Origin of the sequence: Parafrankia sp. EUN1f, from assembly GCF_000177675.1 — a bacterium.
Classification (GTDB): Bacteria; Actinomycetota; Actinomycetes; order Frankiales; family Frankiaceae; genus Parafrankia.
This window is the reverse complement of record NZ_ADGX01000033.1, coordinates 52,650-70,046: the sequence shown is the minus strand read 5'-3', so window position 1 is coordinate 70,046 and position 17,397 is coordinate 52,650. Positions and strand designations below refer to the sequence as shown.

Genomic DNA, 17,397 nt, shown 5'->3' with positions numbered 1-17,397 from the left:
TGTACCTGCTGCTCGGGCTCGTCCCGCTGACGTGGTGGCTCGTCGAGCGGACCAGGTGGGGCCTGGAGCTGCGCGCTGTCGGTGAGAACCCGCAGGGCGCGGACGTCACCGGCATCGCGGTGAACCTGCGCCGGCGGCAGGCGCTGCTGTGGTGCGGGCTGTTCGCGGGTCTGGGTGGGGCGCACCTCGCGGTCGGGGCGGTCGGCTCGTTCAACGACAACATGACCGCGGGGCGGGGCTACCTGGTGATCGCGGCGGTGATCTTCGGTGCGTGGCGGCTGCGCGGCACGATCGTCGGGGTGGCCCTGTTCGGCCTCGCGGACGCGCTGCGGCTGGCGTTGCCGGCGGTCGGCGTCCAGATCAACAGCCAGCTGCTGATCGTCGCCCCGTACCTGCTGGCGCTGCTGGCGATGGTGCTCGTCCTGCGGCGTACCCGCCAGCCCATGGCGCTCGGCACACCTTTCGTCCGCGGGATTGTATAAGGCGTTGCCCGGGGTTGGGCTCCGCCAGCGGGCGAATTATCGAGGGCCGTCCGGGTTGGGTGTTGGTTGGGCGAATGTTTTTCGGGGTCCTTGTTTGGTCGGACTGGAGGTTCGCCACATAGGGCAGTCGCCAAAATTGGAGGATCGCACCGAGGATTAAAAGGGCGCAAACGGACATTCTGGGTGGTGCGTCACGGAATGACGCCCGGCAGCGGCAGTTGCTCGTGAAGGTGCGGCTGCGGTTGTCGGGTGGGAGTATCACCGAAGAATGTCCGGACTGTGTGGATAACTGCGTGAATTCGGTCCACTGAATTTGCGTGCCACATGATTCCGTGCTGGAGAAAATGGGGCACAGTATGGGGTCGAAACCTGACAGCTCTTTATCCTCCGCGGGGCGGACCCAGCCGTCGTCCGCAGTCTCCGAAAGATGGCCAGGCCCAGCCACGGTGCCCGGCGACGAAGGCACGCTGGACGCAGCCGGGGCGCTGATCCGCGCGCGGACCCTCGACGAGCATCTGTCGGAGCAGGCGGCGGCCCGCCCCGACGACATCGCGATGAGCTTCGTGGACTACGGCACCGACCGGTCGGGAGTGGAGACGTCCACCACCTTCGGGCAGCTCGACGCCGCGGTGAGCGCCGCCGCCTGGCAGATAGCCCAGGCGGTGCCGGCCGGCGGCCGGATGGTGATCCTCTCCCCGCAGGGGCTCGGCTACGTCATCGCCTTTCTCGGCGCGCTGCGGGCCGGGGTCGTCGCCGTGCCGCTGTTCCCGCCCGACCTGATCGGCCACAGCGACCGGCTGACCGCCGTCTTCGACGACTGCGTACCCAGCTGCGTGGCCACGACGACGTCCGTCCTGCCGTCCGTTCGCGCGTATCTCGAGACACGCGCGCAGGCGGTGGCGATCTGCGTCATCGACGGCCCAGGCGCCCCCTCCGCCGGACCCGGCGAGCCCGCCGAACCTGCCGCATCTGCCGCACCCGCCGAGCCGGCCGCTTCGCCGGTGCTGCCGGTGCCGCCCGGCTGGGCGCCGGCAGGCCCGCGGCCCGGCCTGGACGACGTCGCCTACATCCAGTACACCTCCGGCTCGACACGGACCCCGTCCGGCGTGCTCGTCACCCACGGCAACATCGTCGCGAACACCGCGCAGGCGATGGCCGGCTACCGCTGCCATCCGGCCCGGAACACGGTGGTGAGCTGGCTGCCGCTGTTCCACGACATGGGCCTCGTGCTGGTCGTCGGTGGGACCGTGGCCGGCGGTGTCCGGTCGGTCCTGCTGGACCCGGTGGCCTTCCTGCAGCGCCCGGGCCGGTGGCTGCGTCATCTCGCCGAGAACCGCGGCGCGGTGGCCATGGCGCCGAACTTCGCGTTCGACTTCGCGGTCGACCGGGTTCGCCCGAAGGAACGGGAAGGGCTGCGGCTGGACGACGTCTGGGTCCTGGGCAACGGTTCGGAGCCGGTCCGGCCCGCCACGCTCGAACGCTTCCTGGCGACCTTCGGCCCCCTGGGGCTGCGGCCGGAGGCGTTGTGCCCCTCGTACGGACTCGCCGAGGCGACCGTCTACGTGTGCGGGGGCGCCAGCGGGCGTCCGCAGCGACCGGTGTGGTTCGACGCGGAGGCGCTCGCCGCCGGGCGTGCCATGCCGGTCGACGAGTCCGAGCGGCCGGCGCAGCCGGGCATCCCCCAGCAGCAGGGGCCGCGGAAGCAGCAGGCGCCGCGGCCCGGCCTGGGCCGGCAGCCGGGACAGGACCCGGAAAGAAGCTCGCAACAAGGCCCGGTCCAGGGCGCCCCGCAGCGGCGGCTCATCCCGTTGCTGTCCTGCGGTGTGCCGGCCGGGCAACGGGTCGCCGTGGTCGATCCGCAGGCGGGACGGCTCTGCCCACCCGATGTCGTCGGGGAGATCTGGGTCCGCGGGCCGAACGTCGCCCGGGGCTACTTCAACCAGCCGGCCCGCAGCGAGGCGACCTTCGGGCAGCGGCTCGCGGCGCCGGCCGGCGAGCGCACGGCGGTGCTGCCGGCAGGCTGGTCGCAGGACGGCTGGCAGGACGACGGCTGGTTACGCACCGGTGATCTCGGGATGGTCCACGAGGGTGCCCTGTACGTCACCGGTCGGCTGAAGGACCTGATCGTCATCGACGGGCGCAACCACTACCCGCAGGACATCGAGGCGACGGTGGAAGCCGCCCACGAGGCGGTGCGGCCCAGCCGCGCGGCCGCGTTCACCGTCAGCACCGACCACGGCGAGGCCGTCGTGGTGGCCGCGGAGATCACCGCGGAGGTCGCCGGCCAGGCGGCCGAGGTGACCAGAATCGCCGGGGTGATCCGCGGCGCGGTCGCCGTGAGCCACGGGGTGGCGGTACGCGAGGTCGTGCTGACCCGCCCGGGCACGATCCCGCTGACGAGCAGCGGCAAGATAGCCCGGCACGCCTGCCGGGAGCGCTACCTGGCCGGCGCGTTCGCCGTCACCGGTGCGTCCCGGTGACCACCGCGCCCGGGGACGGCACGAGCCCCGCCACCTCCCTGAGTGAAGCCGACCTGCTGCGCTGGCTTTCCGACCAGGTCGCCGCGAGCCTCGGGCTCGATCCGGCCGAGATCGACATCGACCAGCCGCTGGTCGACCTCGGGCTGTCGTCACGGGACGCGGTCGCGATGACCAGCGACCTGGAGGACCTGCTCGACACCGCGCTCGAGCCGACGCTGCTCTGGCAGCACACGACGCTCGCCGCGCTGGCACGACGGCTGGCCGCCCCCGCCCCCGCAGCCGCCCCCGCCCCGCCCCCGCAGCCGGCGCTGACACCGACCAGGTGGACTCGAACTCCGACCCGGTGGAGTCGGCCCTGCCGCACTCGGGCTCGGCCGGCGCCGACCTCGGCTCCCGCGATTCCGCGGGTGCTGTGGATCCCGGTGATCCGGCCGGGGCGGACGCGCTGGCCATCATCGGTGTCGGGTTCCGGTTCCCGGGCGGTCCGCGGCATCCCGACGGGGTGACGCGGCCGGGCGAGCTGTGGGAGCTGCTGGCCGAGGGCATCGACGCCGTCTCGACGGTGCCGCCGGGGCGCTGGGACGAGGCCGACAGCGGCGTGCTCGGCACTCCCGGCCTCGCCGCGGGCGCCGCCGTGCGAACCGTCGCCGGCGCTGACGCCGACACCGGCGCCGACGCCGGCCTGGATGTCCACCAGGCTGTGCGCCGCGGCGGGTTCATCGGCGATGTGGCGGGCTTCGACGCCGAGTTCTTCGGTATCAGTCCCGCGGAGGCGGCGCTGATGGACCCGCGGCAACGCCTGCTGCTGGAGATCTCCTGGGAGGCACTGCAGCATGCCGGGCTGCCGCCGTCCTCGCTGCGGGGCAGCGCCACCGGGGTCTTCGTCGGTGTCTCCAGCTCGGAGTACGCCCATCTGACCTTCGCCGACCCCCAGCGGGTCGAGGGCTGGACCTCGACCGGCGCGGCGACGTCGATCATCGCGGGCCGCCTGTCCTACCTGCTGGACCTGTGGGGACCGAGCCTGACGATCGACACCGCCTGTTCGTCCTCCCTGGTGGCACTGCACGCGGCGCGCACCAGTCTGCTCTCCGGCGAGTCGTCGCTCGCACTCGTCGCAGGGGTGAGCCTGCTGTTGTCCCCGGCGGTGAGCGTCGCGTTCGGCGCGGGCGGCGCGCTGTCCGCCGACGGGCGGTGCAAGGCCTTCGCGGCGGCGGCCGACGGGATCGTGCGCGGCGAGGGCTGCGGAGTCGTCGTGCTCAAGCGGCTGTGTGACGCCGAGCGTGACGGTGACCGGGTGCTGGCGGTGGTGCGTGGCAGCGCGGTCAACGCCGACGGCCGTTCGAACGGTCTGACCGCGCCGAACCCGGCGGCACAGGAGGCGCTGCTGCGGGCGGCCTACGAGCCGACCGGCATCGCACCGGCCTCGGTCGACTATGTCGAGGCGCACGGGACCGGCACGCCGCTGGGGGACCCGATCGAGGCGACGGCACTGCGGGCTGTCCTCGGCGCGGGTGCGGGCCGTGACCCGAGCGAGCCGCTGCTGCTCGGTTCGGTCAAGACGAATCTCGGGCATCTTGAGGCCACCGCGGGCATCGCCGGGGTCATCAAGGTCGCGCTGGCGCTCGACCGTGGAGTGATCCCGCCTTCCGTCCATTTCGCGGCGCCGAACCCGCGCATTCCGTTCGAGGCGTCCGCGCTGCGGGTGGTGACCGAGCCGGTGCCCTGGCCGCGTTACGGCGGCCGGGCCCGCGCCGGCGTGTCCGCCTTCGGCTTCAGCGGCACGAACGCCCACGTGATCCTCGAAGAGCACGGCGCCCGTGACGGCGCCCGCGACGGCTCCGACAGCGGCGCCGATCTCCGTTCCGATCTCCGTTCCGATCTCCGTTTCGAGCGGGGTGCCGAGCCGCGCGCGGGCGGCGGAGTCCGCTGCGGCCCGTGGACGTTGGCGCTGTCAGCGGCGTCCGCCGACCGGCTCGCCGGCACCGCGGCGGCCCTGGCCGACTGGCTCACCACGGTGGATGGACAGGCCAGCGACCTGGACGACATCGCGTTCACGCTGGGGCGGCGCTTCGACGTGGCGGCCCCCGCCCGCGCGGCCGTCGCCGGCCGGGACGGCGACGAACTGGCCGCCCGGCTGCGGGCGGTCGCCGCCGGATCCGACGCCCCCGGCACGACCAGGATCACGCGGCCGGCCCGCGGCCACCACCCCACCGGGCTGGCCCTGCCCGCCAACCCGGCCCTGCTCACCAGACCGGATCTGCCCACGCGGCCGGACCTGTCCACGGGGTCGGTCTGGGTCTTCAGCGGCTACGGCTCGCAGTGGGCGGGCATGGGCCGGCGACTGCTGACGGACGAACCGGCCTTCGCCGCGGCCGTCGAGGACCTCGACAAGCCGTTCGTGGCGCGGACCGGTCTGTCCCTGCGCGGCCTGCTCGAACGCGGCGACGCGGTCGACGGCGTCGAGTCCGGGCAGATCATCCTGTTCGGGGTGCAGCTGGCGCTCGCCCAGCTGTGGCGTTCGGCGGGTCTGCGGCCGGCCGCGGTCATCGGCTTCTCCATGGGCGAGGTCGCGGCCTCGGTCGTCGCCGGCGCACTGGACGTCGAAAGCGGCCTGGAGGTCATCGCGACCCGGGCCCGGCTGCTGGGCTCGGTGGCGGCGACCGGCGCCGGTGCCATGGCGGTCGTCGAGCTCACCGAGGCCGAGTTCGGGCAGCTCGCGGCCGACCTGCCCGGCGTCCACATCGCGATGCACTCCTCCCCGCGCCAGTGCACGGTCGCCGGCGACGCCGACCAGGTGACCCGGCTCGTCGCGGCGGTCGAGGCGTGGGGGCGGACGGCGCTGCCGATGAAGGTGAGCGGTGCCGGGCACTCGCCGGCCGTGGATCCGATCCTCGACGAGCTGCGGTCACGGCTGGCGTGGGTCCGCGGCACGCCGACCGCCGTCCCCTGGTACGGGTCGGTGCTGGACGATCCGCGCGAGGTGCCGTCCTGCGATGCCGACTACTGGGCGGCCAACGCCCGGCGCCCGGTCCGGGCGGTCCACGCGGTGCAGGCGGCTCTCGAGGACGGGGCGGTCCGCTTCCTGGAGGTCTCCCCGCACCCGATCGCCGGGCGCGCCCTGCGCGAGACGGCCGGCGACGGTGTCCACGTCGCCTCGACCCTGCGGCGTGACCGTGACGACACGGTCGAGTTCCGCGTGAACCTGGCCGCGCTCGCGCTCGGCGGCGACGGCGACGCGCTGACTGCCCTGCTCACCCCGGCAACAGATGCCGCGCCGGCTGGCTCGGCGTCAGCTGGCACGGCGTCGGCTGGGACGGCGTCGGCTGGGACGGTGGCGCCGAAGCTGGTGGATGTCCCGGCCGCGCCGTGGCGGCACCGCAGGCACTGGGCCGCGCCGGTCCCGGTGCCCTCCCGGACCGCGCCGGGACACCCGTTGCTGGGGGCGCACATCGAGATCCCCGAGTCGGGCCGGCATGTGTGGCGGGCCGACATCGGGACGGAGGCTCTGCCGTGGCTCGCGGACCACACGGTCCACGGGGTGGCCGTGCTGCCGGGTGCGGCCTTCGCGGAGATGGCTCTGTCGGCCGCGGCGGTGCTCGGGCGCGGCCGGCCGGTCGTCACCGACCTCGAACTGCTCGAACTGCTGCCCCTGGGCGCGCACACCGACGTCACCACGTCCGTGGTGGAGGACGGCCCCGGCTCCGCCTCGGGCACGATCGAGATCTTCTCCCGGCGGGTGGCGGGCGGCGGTCGCTGGGTGCGGCACGCCACGGCCCGGATCCGGGTGGAGCCAGCGGAGCACGCCGCGGAGCACGTCGGCATCACTGACCTCGCAGGCAATGCTGTCGACGCCGGCCGCTCCGAGGACGTCGACGAGGCGGGCACCGGCAGGTCCGTCGACCTCTATGGGGCACTGGAGGCGGCCGGCCACCGGTACGGCCCCGCGTTCGTCGGCGTCACAGACGCACGCGTGACGTCCGGCCCGACGACCTTCCCAGGGGAAGGGACGGCCTCGCCGGACCCGGTGGTCCCGCCGGCCGGAGTACCGGTGTCGGCGTCGGCGTCGGCGCGGGTCAGCCTGCCGGCGCCCGCGCAGCCTCATGCGCACTACCGGATCCACCCGGCGCTGGGCGACCTCTGCCTGCAGACCCTCGGCGTCGCCGCCGTCGGCCTGTGGCCCGAGGCCACCGCCGGTGGCGTGCCGCTGCACCTGCCGGTGCGGATCGGGGAGCTGACCGTGCTCGACCCGCGGTCAGGCGGGCCGCAGGGCCGACCGGTCACGCGCGGGCACGCCACGGCCCTGCTCGCCCCCGCCGCCGCGGGCGGCGACGACGAGGACGGCCTGATCGGCCAGGTACGGCTGTCGGCGGACGACGGAACGCCGTTGCTCGTCGCCCGGGATGTGGTCCTGCGCCCGGTGGAGGCGAGCGCCGTACCGGTCCCGGTGGCCGCGCTGCTCTACGAGGCACGCTGGACGCAGGCTCCGCTGCCGCCGCTCCCGCCACTGCCGGTGCAGGGCCAGCCCGCCCAGCCGGGCCAGCCGGGCCAGCCGGGCCAGCCGGGCCAGCCGGGCCAGTCGGGCCAGTCGGCGGCGACCGCTTCCCAGCCGCGCCTGCTGGTGCTCTCAGCGCCCAGGCCAGGCGCCGACGACTCCGGGGAACGGGACGCGGTGGCCGCGCTTCTCGACCGGCACAGCGGCTCACCAGGCGGGGTTGTCGCACTCAGCACGACCGATGAGGGACGCATCGCCACCCTGGTCGGCTCCGGGCAGGTGCGGGGGGTCGTGCTGGTCGTCGCGCCGGCACCGGCCTCCGGCGACGACGAGGCCTCCCTCGGGGAGCGCCCGGAACCCGCGCCGGTGGGCATTCCCGCCGGAACGGACCCGATGGCCGGCGCCGAGCTGACCGCGGCCGTCGCGGCGTTGGTGAGGACGCTGGTCCGCCACGGCACCCAGAATCCGCCCCGGCTGTGGATCGTCACCCGTGGTGCGGCCGCGGTCGCCGACGGGGACCGGCCCGTGCCCTCCCAGGCGGCACTGCGTGGCCTGGTCCGTGTCCTGGCGCTGGAGCATCCGTTCCTGCGGACGACGCTGCTCGACCTCGATCTCGATCTCGACGCCGGCCCCGCCGCCGGCGCCGGTGAGGACGACGAGGCCGCGGCACTCGCACCGGTCGCGGTGGAGATCATCTCCGACGCGGCCGACGACGAGGTGGCATGGCGTGACGGGCGCCGGTTCGTCGCCCGGCTGACACGCGTCGCCGAGGAGTCCGACGGCTCCGCGTCTCCGGCTGCGCCGGCGGGGGCGGCCGCGGTGCCGCTGGTGCGGTCGGGTTCCTACATCGTCACGGGTGGGCTCGGCGGGCTGGGCCTGCTGCTGGCCCGTCGGCTGGTGGACGGCGGGGCCTCCAGGGTCGTTCTGAACGGGCGGACTCTGCCCCGGGAACAGGATCAGGCCGGCGCGGCACCGCCCGGATGGCGGATGATCCCAGGCCTCGGCCTGGCCCGGGTCGCGAACGACACCAGGCCCGCTCCGCGGCCCGCCACCGCATCCGCCGAACTCGCTGAACCTGCCGGACCTGCCGCGCCCGGCACGTCCGGGGAGATCACCGGCGGCGGTGGGTGCGACATCGTCATCGTCACCGGTGACATCGCGCTGCCGCAGACCGCGGCGCGGTTGCTGACCGAGGCCACGGCCGGTGATCTGGTGCTGCGTGGCGTCGCGCACGCGGCGGGAGCCCTGGCGGACCAGGCGGTCCTGGACCTGGATCCGGCCGCGCTGGCCGCCGTCTGGCGTCCGAAGGTCGTCGGCGGCTGGAACCTGCACGTGGCCACCGCGCGGCTGGCCGCACAGACCGGTACGGAACTGGACTGGTGGCTGGTCTACTCCTCGGCGGCGGCGCTGCTCGGCTCGCCCGGGCAGGCCTCGTACGCGGCCGCGAACGCCTGGCTGGACGCGCTGGTCGCACTGCGCCGCCGGAGCGGCCTGCCGGCGACGAGCATCGGCTGGGGTGCCTGGGCCCAGGTCGGGGGCGCGGCCGGGGTCACGAACGCGCTGCTCGAACCGCTGGTGCCGACGACGGCGATGGAGGCCCTGGAGACGGTGGTCGCCGCTGGCCGGGTCCACACCGGGGTGGTGCGGCTCTCGCCGGCCCGTGCGCTGGCGTTGCTGCCCGGCCTCGCCGATCTCGCCTTCTTCGCCGACGTGCTCGGCGCCGATCCGGGTGCCGAGGACGACTCCTGGCCCGGCGTCACGGCGCTGGCGGACCTGCCGCCGGCGCGGGCCCGGGCCGTGATCGCGGATCGGCTGCGCGGCCGCGTCGCGGGGATCATGGGCCTGGAGCCGCAGCAGGTGGATGCCGACGTCCCGCTGACGGAGCTCGGGTTCGACTCGCTGATGGCGATGCGGGCACGCAACGCCGTCGAGCACGACTTCGGCCTGCCGCTTCCGGTCCGTCTGCTGCTGCGCGGCGCCAGCCTCGGCGATCTCCAGGCGCACCTGGTGGAGGCCCTCGGCCTCGCGTCGGACTCCGCGCCGGAAGGGACGTCGCCGACAGGACCCGCGCAGGCGCGGCCCGATTCGGCGGGGACCGTGCCGGCGGCGCGGACCGTGCCGGCGCAGACCGCTCCGGTTACCGGGGAGGTCGTGGGCCGGGGAACGCCGATGGCTGCCCGGGAGCCGGCGGAGCGGTGGCTGGTGGCGCTGCTCGCGGCGACGGTCACGACGGAGCCGATCGGGGTGACCGACGATCTCGCCACCGTTCTCGGCCCGGTCGAGACCGAACGCTTCCTCGGGCTGGTCGCCGAACGTCTCGGTGACGGGGCCACCCATGCCGACGCGCGGGAGCGCGCGGAGCTTGCGGGGGCGCGCACGATCGAAGCGCTCGCCGAGGTGATCCGGGACCGCCTGACGGGCAACGCGGGGGCGGGCGTGCGCGTGCTGCGCGGTGCCGGTTCGCAGCCGCCGCTGTTCCTGTTCCACCCGGCGGGTGGTCCGACCGCCGTGTACGAGCCGCTCGTGCGGCTGCTGGATCCGCGGGTGCCGGTGTTCGGCCTGGAGCGGCTCGACGACATCGGGCAGGTGGAGCGCAAGGCCGCCGCCTACCATTCCATGATCCGGAAGATCGCGCCCGCGGGGCCGTACCGGCTGGGTGGGTGGTCCTTCGGTGGCCTGCTCGCGCAGGAGGTCGCGCACCAGATCGTCGCGGCGGGCGGCGAGGTCGAGGTCGTTCTGATGATCGACACGATTCTGCCGTTGCCGGCGCCGGCCGGGCTGTCCGCCACGGATCAGCTCCTGGCCCGCTTCGGACGGTTCGTCGACTACCTGCGCGAGGTCTACGGAGTGGACCTCGACCTGCCCTACGACGAGCTGGCCGGTGCCGACGACGCCGAGCAGGTCGAACGGATCTTCGAGATCCTCGCCGCCTCCGACATCGCCATGACCCCCGGTGTGCTGCACCACCAGCGCACCTCCTACCTCGACGCGCGGATCGCCGAGAACTACCAGCCGCGCCGCTACGACGGACGCACGGTGCTCTACCGGGCGGCCTCGCCCCACCAGGTGACGGTCGCGCTCGATCCCCGCTACCTGCGCGACGACGCCGACCTGGGCTGGGCGGCGACGGTGCCGAACCTGGAGATCGTCACGGTTCCCGGCGACCACACCTCGCTGATCGACCGCCCGAACGTCGACGTGATCGCCCGGCACCTGTCGCGGCTGCTCGCCCCAACCCCGGCCCCGGTGCCGGACGGATCGGGCGGGCCTGGCGGGGCGGACGGGGCGGACGGGGCGGACCCACGAGGGTCTGGCGGGGCGTCCGGTTCGGCGTCCGTGCCGGTGCAGCGGGGCACACGGTGACCCGGGCGACGGCCGTGAGCGGCAAGGAGCTCGACCGCCGGCTGGCGCTCGCCGCCGCCGGCGGGTCGCCCCGCACCCTCGCCCGGCGGCGGGCCGAGGGCCGGATGAGCGCACGGGAGCGCATCGAGGCCCTGTGCGATCCGGGCACCTTCACCGAACTCGACACCCTCGTCCGCAGCCGGGCTGACGGCGGCGGCGGCGGTGGCGATGGCGGTGGCGGTGGCGGTGGCGGTGGCGGTGGCGGCGCGGAGGCCGCCCGCCCGTACGGCGACGGCCTGATCTGCGGCCACGGCCAGATCGGTGGCCGTCCGGTGTGCGTGTTCTCCCAGGACGTCAGTGTCTTCGGCGGGAGCCTGGGCGAGGCGTTCGGCGAGAAGATCATCAAGGTGATGGAGCTGGCGATGCGGGTCGGCTGCCCGATCATCGGCATCAACGACTCCGGCGGGGCGCGCATCCAGGAGGGGGTCACGGCGCTGGCGCGGTACGCGGAGTACGGCCGGCTCAACATCCAGGCCTCCGGAGTCATCCCGCAGATCTCGATGATCATGGGCTCGTGTGCGGGTGGAGCGGCGTACTCACCCGCCCTCACCGACGTGACGGTGATGGTGGACGAGACGTCCCACATGTTCGTCACGGGCCCGGACGTCGTGCGTTCGGTGACCGGGGAGGACGTCACCCTCGAGGAGCTCGGCGGGGCGCGCCACAACGCCGCCGCCGGGACGGTGCACTACGTGGCGACCGACGAGGCCGACGCCGTCGACTGGGTGCAGTGCCTGCTGGGCTTCCTGCCGGACAACGCGCTGAGCACGCCGCCCTCCTACCCTCGCTCCGGCGGCTCCGGCGGCTCCGTCCGCGATGACCTGACCGACGCGGACCGTGCCCTCGACCGGCTGGTCCCCGACGCCGCGGGCGGGGTCCTGGACGTCCGCAAGGTCCTCGACGCCGTGCTGGACGACGGTGACCTGCTGGAGTTCCAGGAGCTGTTCGCCGGGAACATCGTGTGCGGGCTCGGCCGGGTCGACGGTGAGTCGGTCGGGGTGGTCGCGAACCAGCCCGCGGTGAGCGCGGGCGTCCTCGACATCGACGCATCCGAGAAGGCCGCCCGTTTCGTTCGCTTCTGCGACGCGTTCAACATTCCGATCCTGACGTTCGTCGACGTCCCCGGCTACCTGCCCGGGCTCGACCAGGAGCGGCGCGGCATCATCCGCCGCGGCGCCAAGCTCCTGTTCGCCTACGGTGAGGCGACCGTGCCGATGGTCACCGTCGTGCTGCGCAAGGCCTACGGTGGCGGTTACGCGGTGATGGGATCCAAGCACCTCGGCGCGGACATCAACCTGGCCTGGCCAACCGCCGAGATCGCGGTGATGGGCTCCACCGGTGCGGTGGAGATCCTGCACCGCAGGGAGCTGCGGGCCGCCGGGACCGGCCCGGAGGCGGATCAGCTGCGTGCGCGGCTGACCGCCGACTACGAGCGCACCGCGCTGTCACCCTATGCGGCCGCCGAGCGCGGGTTCATCGACGCCGTCATCCAGCCCCGTGACACCCGGGCGCGGATCCGTGCGGGGCTGCGGTCCCTGCGGGGCAAACGCCCCGTCCAGCAGGTCGGAAAACACAACAACATGCCCCTGTAGCGGGCCGTGGGAGAAGGCAACGAGATGGACACGACACCGGGGACGGGGCCCGAGACGACCGGGACCGGCCCGACGCAGCACGCCGGCAACACCGGCAACACCGCCCCGACGGACCCGCCCCGCGACCGCCGCCCGCGGCGATTAGCGTCGCAGAGAAGGCCCTCGGACGGACCGGTATCGCCGAAGCGGCACCTGGACGGATCAGTCGCGTCGGGACGGCGATCGGGCGGTGGCCGCCCTGGCCTCCCGGCGCGGCTGCTCGCCGGTGCGCTGGTGCTGGCCGCGGTCGGCCTGGCGCCCGGGCTGACCGAAGCGGGGCCGGCGGGGCCCGCCGGCCCCGCCGGTCCGGGGACGGAGGCGGTCGCGTTCTCGACGGGGACGTCCACCACCCGTGTCAGTGCGGCGACCCTGGCCGCACGGGTGCCGGGAACGGCCGTGGCTCCGCTGACCCAGGTGAACCGCAGCGTGAACGGCGGCCTCAACCAGCTCACCGGGCTGGTTCCCGCGACCGCCACCATGGGCGTTCCGAACGCGGGAACCGTCCCGGTCATCGGCTCGGTGGCGGCCATGGCGGACGACGGGGCGTACGTCGCCTACGAGTCACGGGTGGACGACCGCACCGTCGACCTCATGATCGTTTCGCCGGCGCTGAACGGGGCCGCCCCGGTGCGGGTGATCCTCCCCACGGGATGGGCGGGCAGCCCGGCGCAGACCTGGCCGTCGCTCTACCTCATCCACGGCTGCTGCGAGAAGGCGGACTACCAGTCCTGGTCGGTGTTCACCAACATCCGCTCCTTCGCCGCGGACAAGCAGGCGCTGGTGGTCATGCCCAGCGACGGCTCCGCCGGGTTCGGGACGAACTGGCTCAACATCGGCGTGCTGCGCAAGGGCTGGGGCTACGACACCTTCCTGGCCACCGAGCTCCCGCAGATCCTCCAGCGCGGCTACCGTGCCTCCGGCCGCGCCGCCATCGCCGGCGCGTCGGTCGGCGGGTACGCGGCGTTCGCGCTCTCCGCGCTGCACCCCGGGGCCTACGGCGCCGCCGCGTCCTACAGCGGTGTGGTCGACACCATCGGTTTCCTCTCCTCGGGGCTGATCCAGGGCCTGCTGGTGCGGGAAGGGCAGATCTCCTGGGCCATGTGGGGGGACCCGGTGCTGTTCCTGGGGGTCTGGGCGAAGCGAAACCCCGCCGACCTGATCACCAGGCTGCGCGGGATCAACCTCTATGTCTCGTCGGGTAACGGGAAACCAGGCCCGTTGGATGCCGCCGGCGCCACCGACGACCCCTTCGAGATGGCCACCAACAGCAACGGCCAGGCGTTCATCCGGTCGGCGAACGCGGGACGACTGCCGGTGGTGACGGACTTCTACGGCAACGGCACGCACAGCTGGAAGTACTGGGACCGCCAGCTCGTCCGGTCGTGGCCGACGCTGGCCGCAGGCCTCGGCCTGCCCGCGGCCTAGCGCCGCACCAGCGGGCGACGGTTGGTTCAGTACCGGTGACAAGCATCGAAATGACGTCCATCCGGACGGACGAGGGGACAGCCGACCCGACGGCTGAGGGGACAGCCGACCGGGCAGCTGCGCCTGCGGGCCGCCCGGCGGGTGGCCCGGAGATTCGGCGGCCGGGCCGGCCGGCCCGGAGGGCGGGGCGGCGGCGGCGACAGCGGGCCGTGGCCGGCGTCCTGCCCGGACGCAAGGCGATCGCGCCGATCGGGCTCGCGGCGTTCATCACGGCGCTGGACAACACGGTCGTGAACGTCGCGCTGCCCTCCATGCAGCGCGACTTCGCGCTGTCCGCGGCCGGGCTGGAATGGGTGGCGACGAGCTACATCCTCGCCTTCTCCAGCCTGCTGCTGCTGGGCGGACGTCTCACCGACCTGTTCGGCCGCTGGCGGGTCCTCCTGCTGGGGCTGGCGGTCTTCGCGGTGTTCTCCGGTGTCGCCGGCGCCGCGGACACCTCCCTCGCCCTGATCCTCGCGCGGCTGGCGCAGGGGGCGGGGGAGCGTTGGCGCTGCCGGCGGCGCTGGCGATCCTCGCCGCCGACCTGGACGAGCGGGATCGCCATCTCGGCGCCGGTGTCCTCACCGCCGCCATCGCCGTCGCGCTCGCCCTCGGCCCCGCCGTCGGTGGGACGATCACCCAGTACGCCCACTGGAGCTGGATCTTTTACCTGAACCTGCCGGTGTGCGCGCTCGCCATGCTCCTGGCCGCGCGGGCGAGCCGCGGTCAGCCGTGGCGACCCGAGCACGGCGGCCGACGGCCGCGGCTCGATCTGCCCGGTGTCGTGCTGTCCGGGCTCGCGCTGCTGGCCCTCACATATGCGCTGGTCGAAGGCAACACGCTGGGATTCGGGTCGGCCCGCATCCTGCTGTCCTTCGCCGTCGCGGCGGTGGCCGGCACCATGTTCCTGGTGATCGAGGGACGTGCCAGGGAGCCCATGGTGGCCCTGAACCTGTTCCGGTTGCGGGCGTTCAGCGGCGGAATCGTCGCCCAGGTCCTGTGGGGGCTCGGGGTTAACGGGGTCTTCTTCTTCACCGCCCTGTTTCTGCAGCTCGTGCTGGGTTACAGCCCCACCCGGGCCGGCCTGGCATTTGTTCCGCTCGCGCTGGCCCTGATCGTGATGGTTCCCCCCGCCGGTCTGCTGGCCCGCCGGTGCGGCGCGCACTGGACGGTGGCCGGCGGGCTGCTGATGGTGGCCGGTGGGCTGCTGATCATCGCCTGGATTCCGGTGGACGCCACCTTCGTCGAGCTCGTGCCGGGCCTGGTCGTCATCGGGGCGGGCTCGGCCCTGACGACGCCGATGACGTCCCGGATCCTGGAGGTTCTCCCGGCCTCGACCGAGGGCATGGCCTCAGCTGTGCTCAGTTCCGCCCGTGAGGTGTCGGGTGTGCTGGGGGTGGCGTTGACCGGCGCGATTCTGCTTTCCCGACAACGCGCACTGATGGCGGATGGCGCGGCCTTCCCGGAGGCATTCGTCGCCGGCTACGCCCGCGGGTTGGAGGTGTCGGCCGCACTGGTCGCCGCCGGAGCGGTTGTCAGCCTGCTCACTTTACGGCGAGCTCCCCGGCATCGACGGCGCGGGGGAGCACATCGCCTCGCCGGAGCCGCGGTTATGATTCCTCGCACGCAATTCGCCGGCCCGATTTCGACCGGGCGGGCACGGCGCCACGTCCGATGATTCTGTGGGAGACTTCTCACATCGTAATCGCTAGGCTCACCTCAATGAGCCTTCTCCATCTCGCGGTGCACGGTCAGGGCCGTCGTGCACGAGTCGGCGATGGAAAAGGCTCACTTCTGGGGGGTGACAGCGTTCAGTGGAATTACGGATATCCGCCGCTTCCCGGCGCGGTGCTGCACAACCTGGCCGCGGGGCCTCGGCGCGGCCTGCCCGGTGTCGTCCAGGCAGGCGCGCACGGCGGCCGCGGCGGGTCGCGGGAACCTCCGGCGCGGCGCTGGGACTGGTGCTGGTACTGCTCCTCGCGGCCTGTGGCAGGGCCAGGGGCGACGCGTCGCCGCCGGTACCGGCCTGCACGACGCCGGGCTTCGCCGGCAGCACGGTGCGAGTCGGTCTGGTCTACCCGGACACCGGCCCCCTCGCCCTCGCGTTCAGCCTGGCGCGTAGCGGTTTCGAGGCCAGGATCGCGCTGGCGAACGAGGCGGGTGGCGTGCACGGGCGCCGCATCGAAGCGGTGCCGGCCGACGACGCCGCGCAGAACGAGACCAACCTGGCCGTGGCGCACCGGCTGATCGAGCGGGAGAACGTCTTCGTGCTCGCGGAGTTCACGACGGCGGCGTCGGGGTCGGCAGACCTGCTGGCGGCCAACGGCATCCCGGTGCTCGGCATCGCGGCCGAGCAGGCCTGGAGCAACTACGAGAACATGTTCGCGGCAACCTACATCTACGCCTCCGAGGACTCGGTCACCACGTTCGGTGTCTTCGCCCGGGCGCAGGGTGTGACGCGGGCCGCCGTGGTGGAGGACCCGGTCTCGGACTCCGCGCAGGTTCTCGGGGACCAGATGGTCGCGAGCATGCGGTCGCAGGGCGTTGACGTGGTCTCCCGCATCCCGTACCGCCTGGGCGCGACCTCGGCGGCGCGGACGGTCAAGGCCATCCGGGAAAGCGGTGCCGACGGCCTGATCGTCTCCATGGAGCTCGCCGGCCTGCGGGAGCTCCTGGCGGCCGCCCGCGAGGCGGGGGTCGGTTTCAAGATGGTGCTTTCCCCGCTCGCCTACGACCGGAGCGTGCTCGCCGGCGACGGCCGGCAGTTCGCCGGGGTGTCCGCCTACTTCGTCCAGATCCCGTGGGAGTCGAAGGATCCCGCGCTGAAGACCTACCGAGACGCGATGGGCCGTTTCGCGCCCCAGGTGTCCGACCCGGACCAGAACCTCGTGCTGAACTCCTACATCACCGCCGACATGCTGCTCCGGGGCCTGGAGCTCGCCGGCCCCTGCCCGACCCGGGCATCGTTCCAGAAAACCCTGCGCGGGCTCACCGACTACGATGCCGCCGGGCTCATTCCCGGGGGAGTGGACTTCAGCACCAACCGGACCAGTCTTTCCCTGTGCTACCGCTTTGCCACGGTGAACGAGAACGGCACCGCCTTCGAGAGCCGCCGCGCCGCCGACGGCACCGAGCGATGGTGCGGCACGCGCCTCACCGACTGACGGCCCGGCCCGGCTCCGGTTGACGCGTCAACCCTTCGGCGGTGACGGTCAGATCATCGGGGAAGGCCAGCAGCGGATGTGTGGCGACCTTGACGGCGTGGGCGGGGTTCGCGACGTCGACACGCCAGGTCTCGCCGCCCGCGGCAGCAGGCCGGACCGGTCTGACCGGCCGGCTCGGTCGAGGTCGAGGACGAGGACGAGGCGTGCGCGGGCACGGCCAGGAAGGCAGCCGTGACAGCGCCCGCGGCCGTGACGGCCAGCGCTCGGGCAGCGGCTGGGCGC

Annotated in this window: 7 protein-coding genes and 1 pseudogene; all 8 read left to right on the top strand. The window is 73.6% G+C overall.

The window, feature by feature from the left end:
* On the top strand, positions 1-482 hold a 482-nt coding region (locus tag FREUN1FDRAFT_RS12755; protein ID WP_006540459.1), incomplete at its 5' end, for an ABC transporter permease.
* Positions 483-928: 446 nt separating this feature from the next.
* A complete protein-coding gene (locus FREUN1FDRAFT_RS12750; RefSeq protein WP_006540458.1) occupies positions 929-2,962 on the top strand; it encodes a fatty acyl-AMP ligase in 2,034 nt (677 codons plus the stop codon).
* Positions 2,959-3,468, top strand: a complete 510-nt coding sequence (locus FREUN1FDRAFT_RS45090; protein WP_035951409.1) for an acyl carrier protein — start codon at positions 2,959-2,961, stop codon at positions 3,466-3,468. Before FREUN1FDRAFT_RS12750 ends, FREUN1FDRAFT_RS45090 begins: the two co-directional genes overlap by 4 nt.
* Positions 3,375-10,817, top strand: coding sequence for a type I polyketide synthase (locus tag FREUN1FDRAFT_RS39730; protein ID WP_050795845.1), 7,443 nt, complete (start codon positions 3,375-3,377; stop codon positions 10,815-10,817). The genes FREUN1FDRAFT_RS45090 and FREUN1FDRAFT_RS39730 overlap by 94 nt, the downstream gene beginning before the upstream one ends.
* Positions 10,814-12,448, top strand: a complete 1,635-nt coding sequence (locus FREUN1FDRAFT_RS12735; protein WP_006540456.1) for an acyl-CoA carboxylase subunit beta — start codon at positions 10,814-10,816, stop codon at positions 12,446-12,448. The genes FREUN1FDRAFT_RS39730 and FREUN1FDRAFT_RS12735 overlap by 4 nt, the downstream gene beginning before the upstream one ends.
* A gap of 24 nt (positions 12,449-12,472) precedes the next feature.
* Positions 12,473-13,912 (top strand): alpha/beta hydrolase family protein, encoded by a 1,440-nt coding sequence (locus FREUN1FDRAFT_RS12730; RefSeq protein ID WP_006540455.1) that lies wholly within the window; start codon positions 12,473-12,475, stop codon positions 13,910-13,912.
* A gap of 50 nt (positions 13,913-13,962) precedes the next feature.
* A pseudogene (locus FREUN1FDRAFT_RS41390) lies at positions 13,963-15,629 on the top strand (MFS transporter).
* 283 nt (positions 15,630-15,912) lie between these two features.
* Complete coding sequence (locus FREUN1FDRAFT_RS12720) at positions 15,913-17,115, top strand: ABC transporter substrate-binding protein (protein ID WP_006540453.1); 1,203 nt, start codon at positions 15,913-15,915, stop codon at positions 17,113-17,115.
* Positions 17,116-17,397: the final 282 nt, after the last annotated feature.

Coding starts and splice junctions, on each gene's coding strand:
- FREUN1FDRAFT_RS12730 (WP_006540455.1), top strand. CDS start 12,473: ATGGACACGACACCGGGGACGGGGCCCGAGACGACCGGGACCGGCCCG.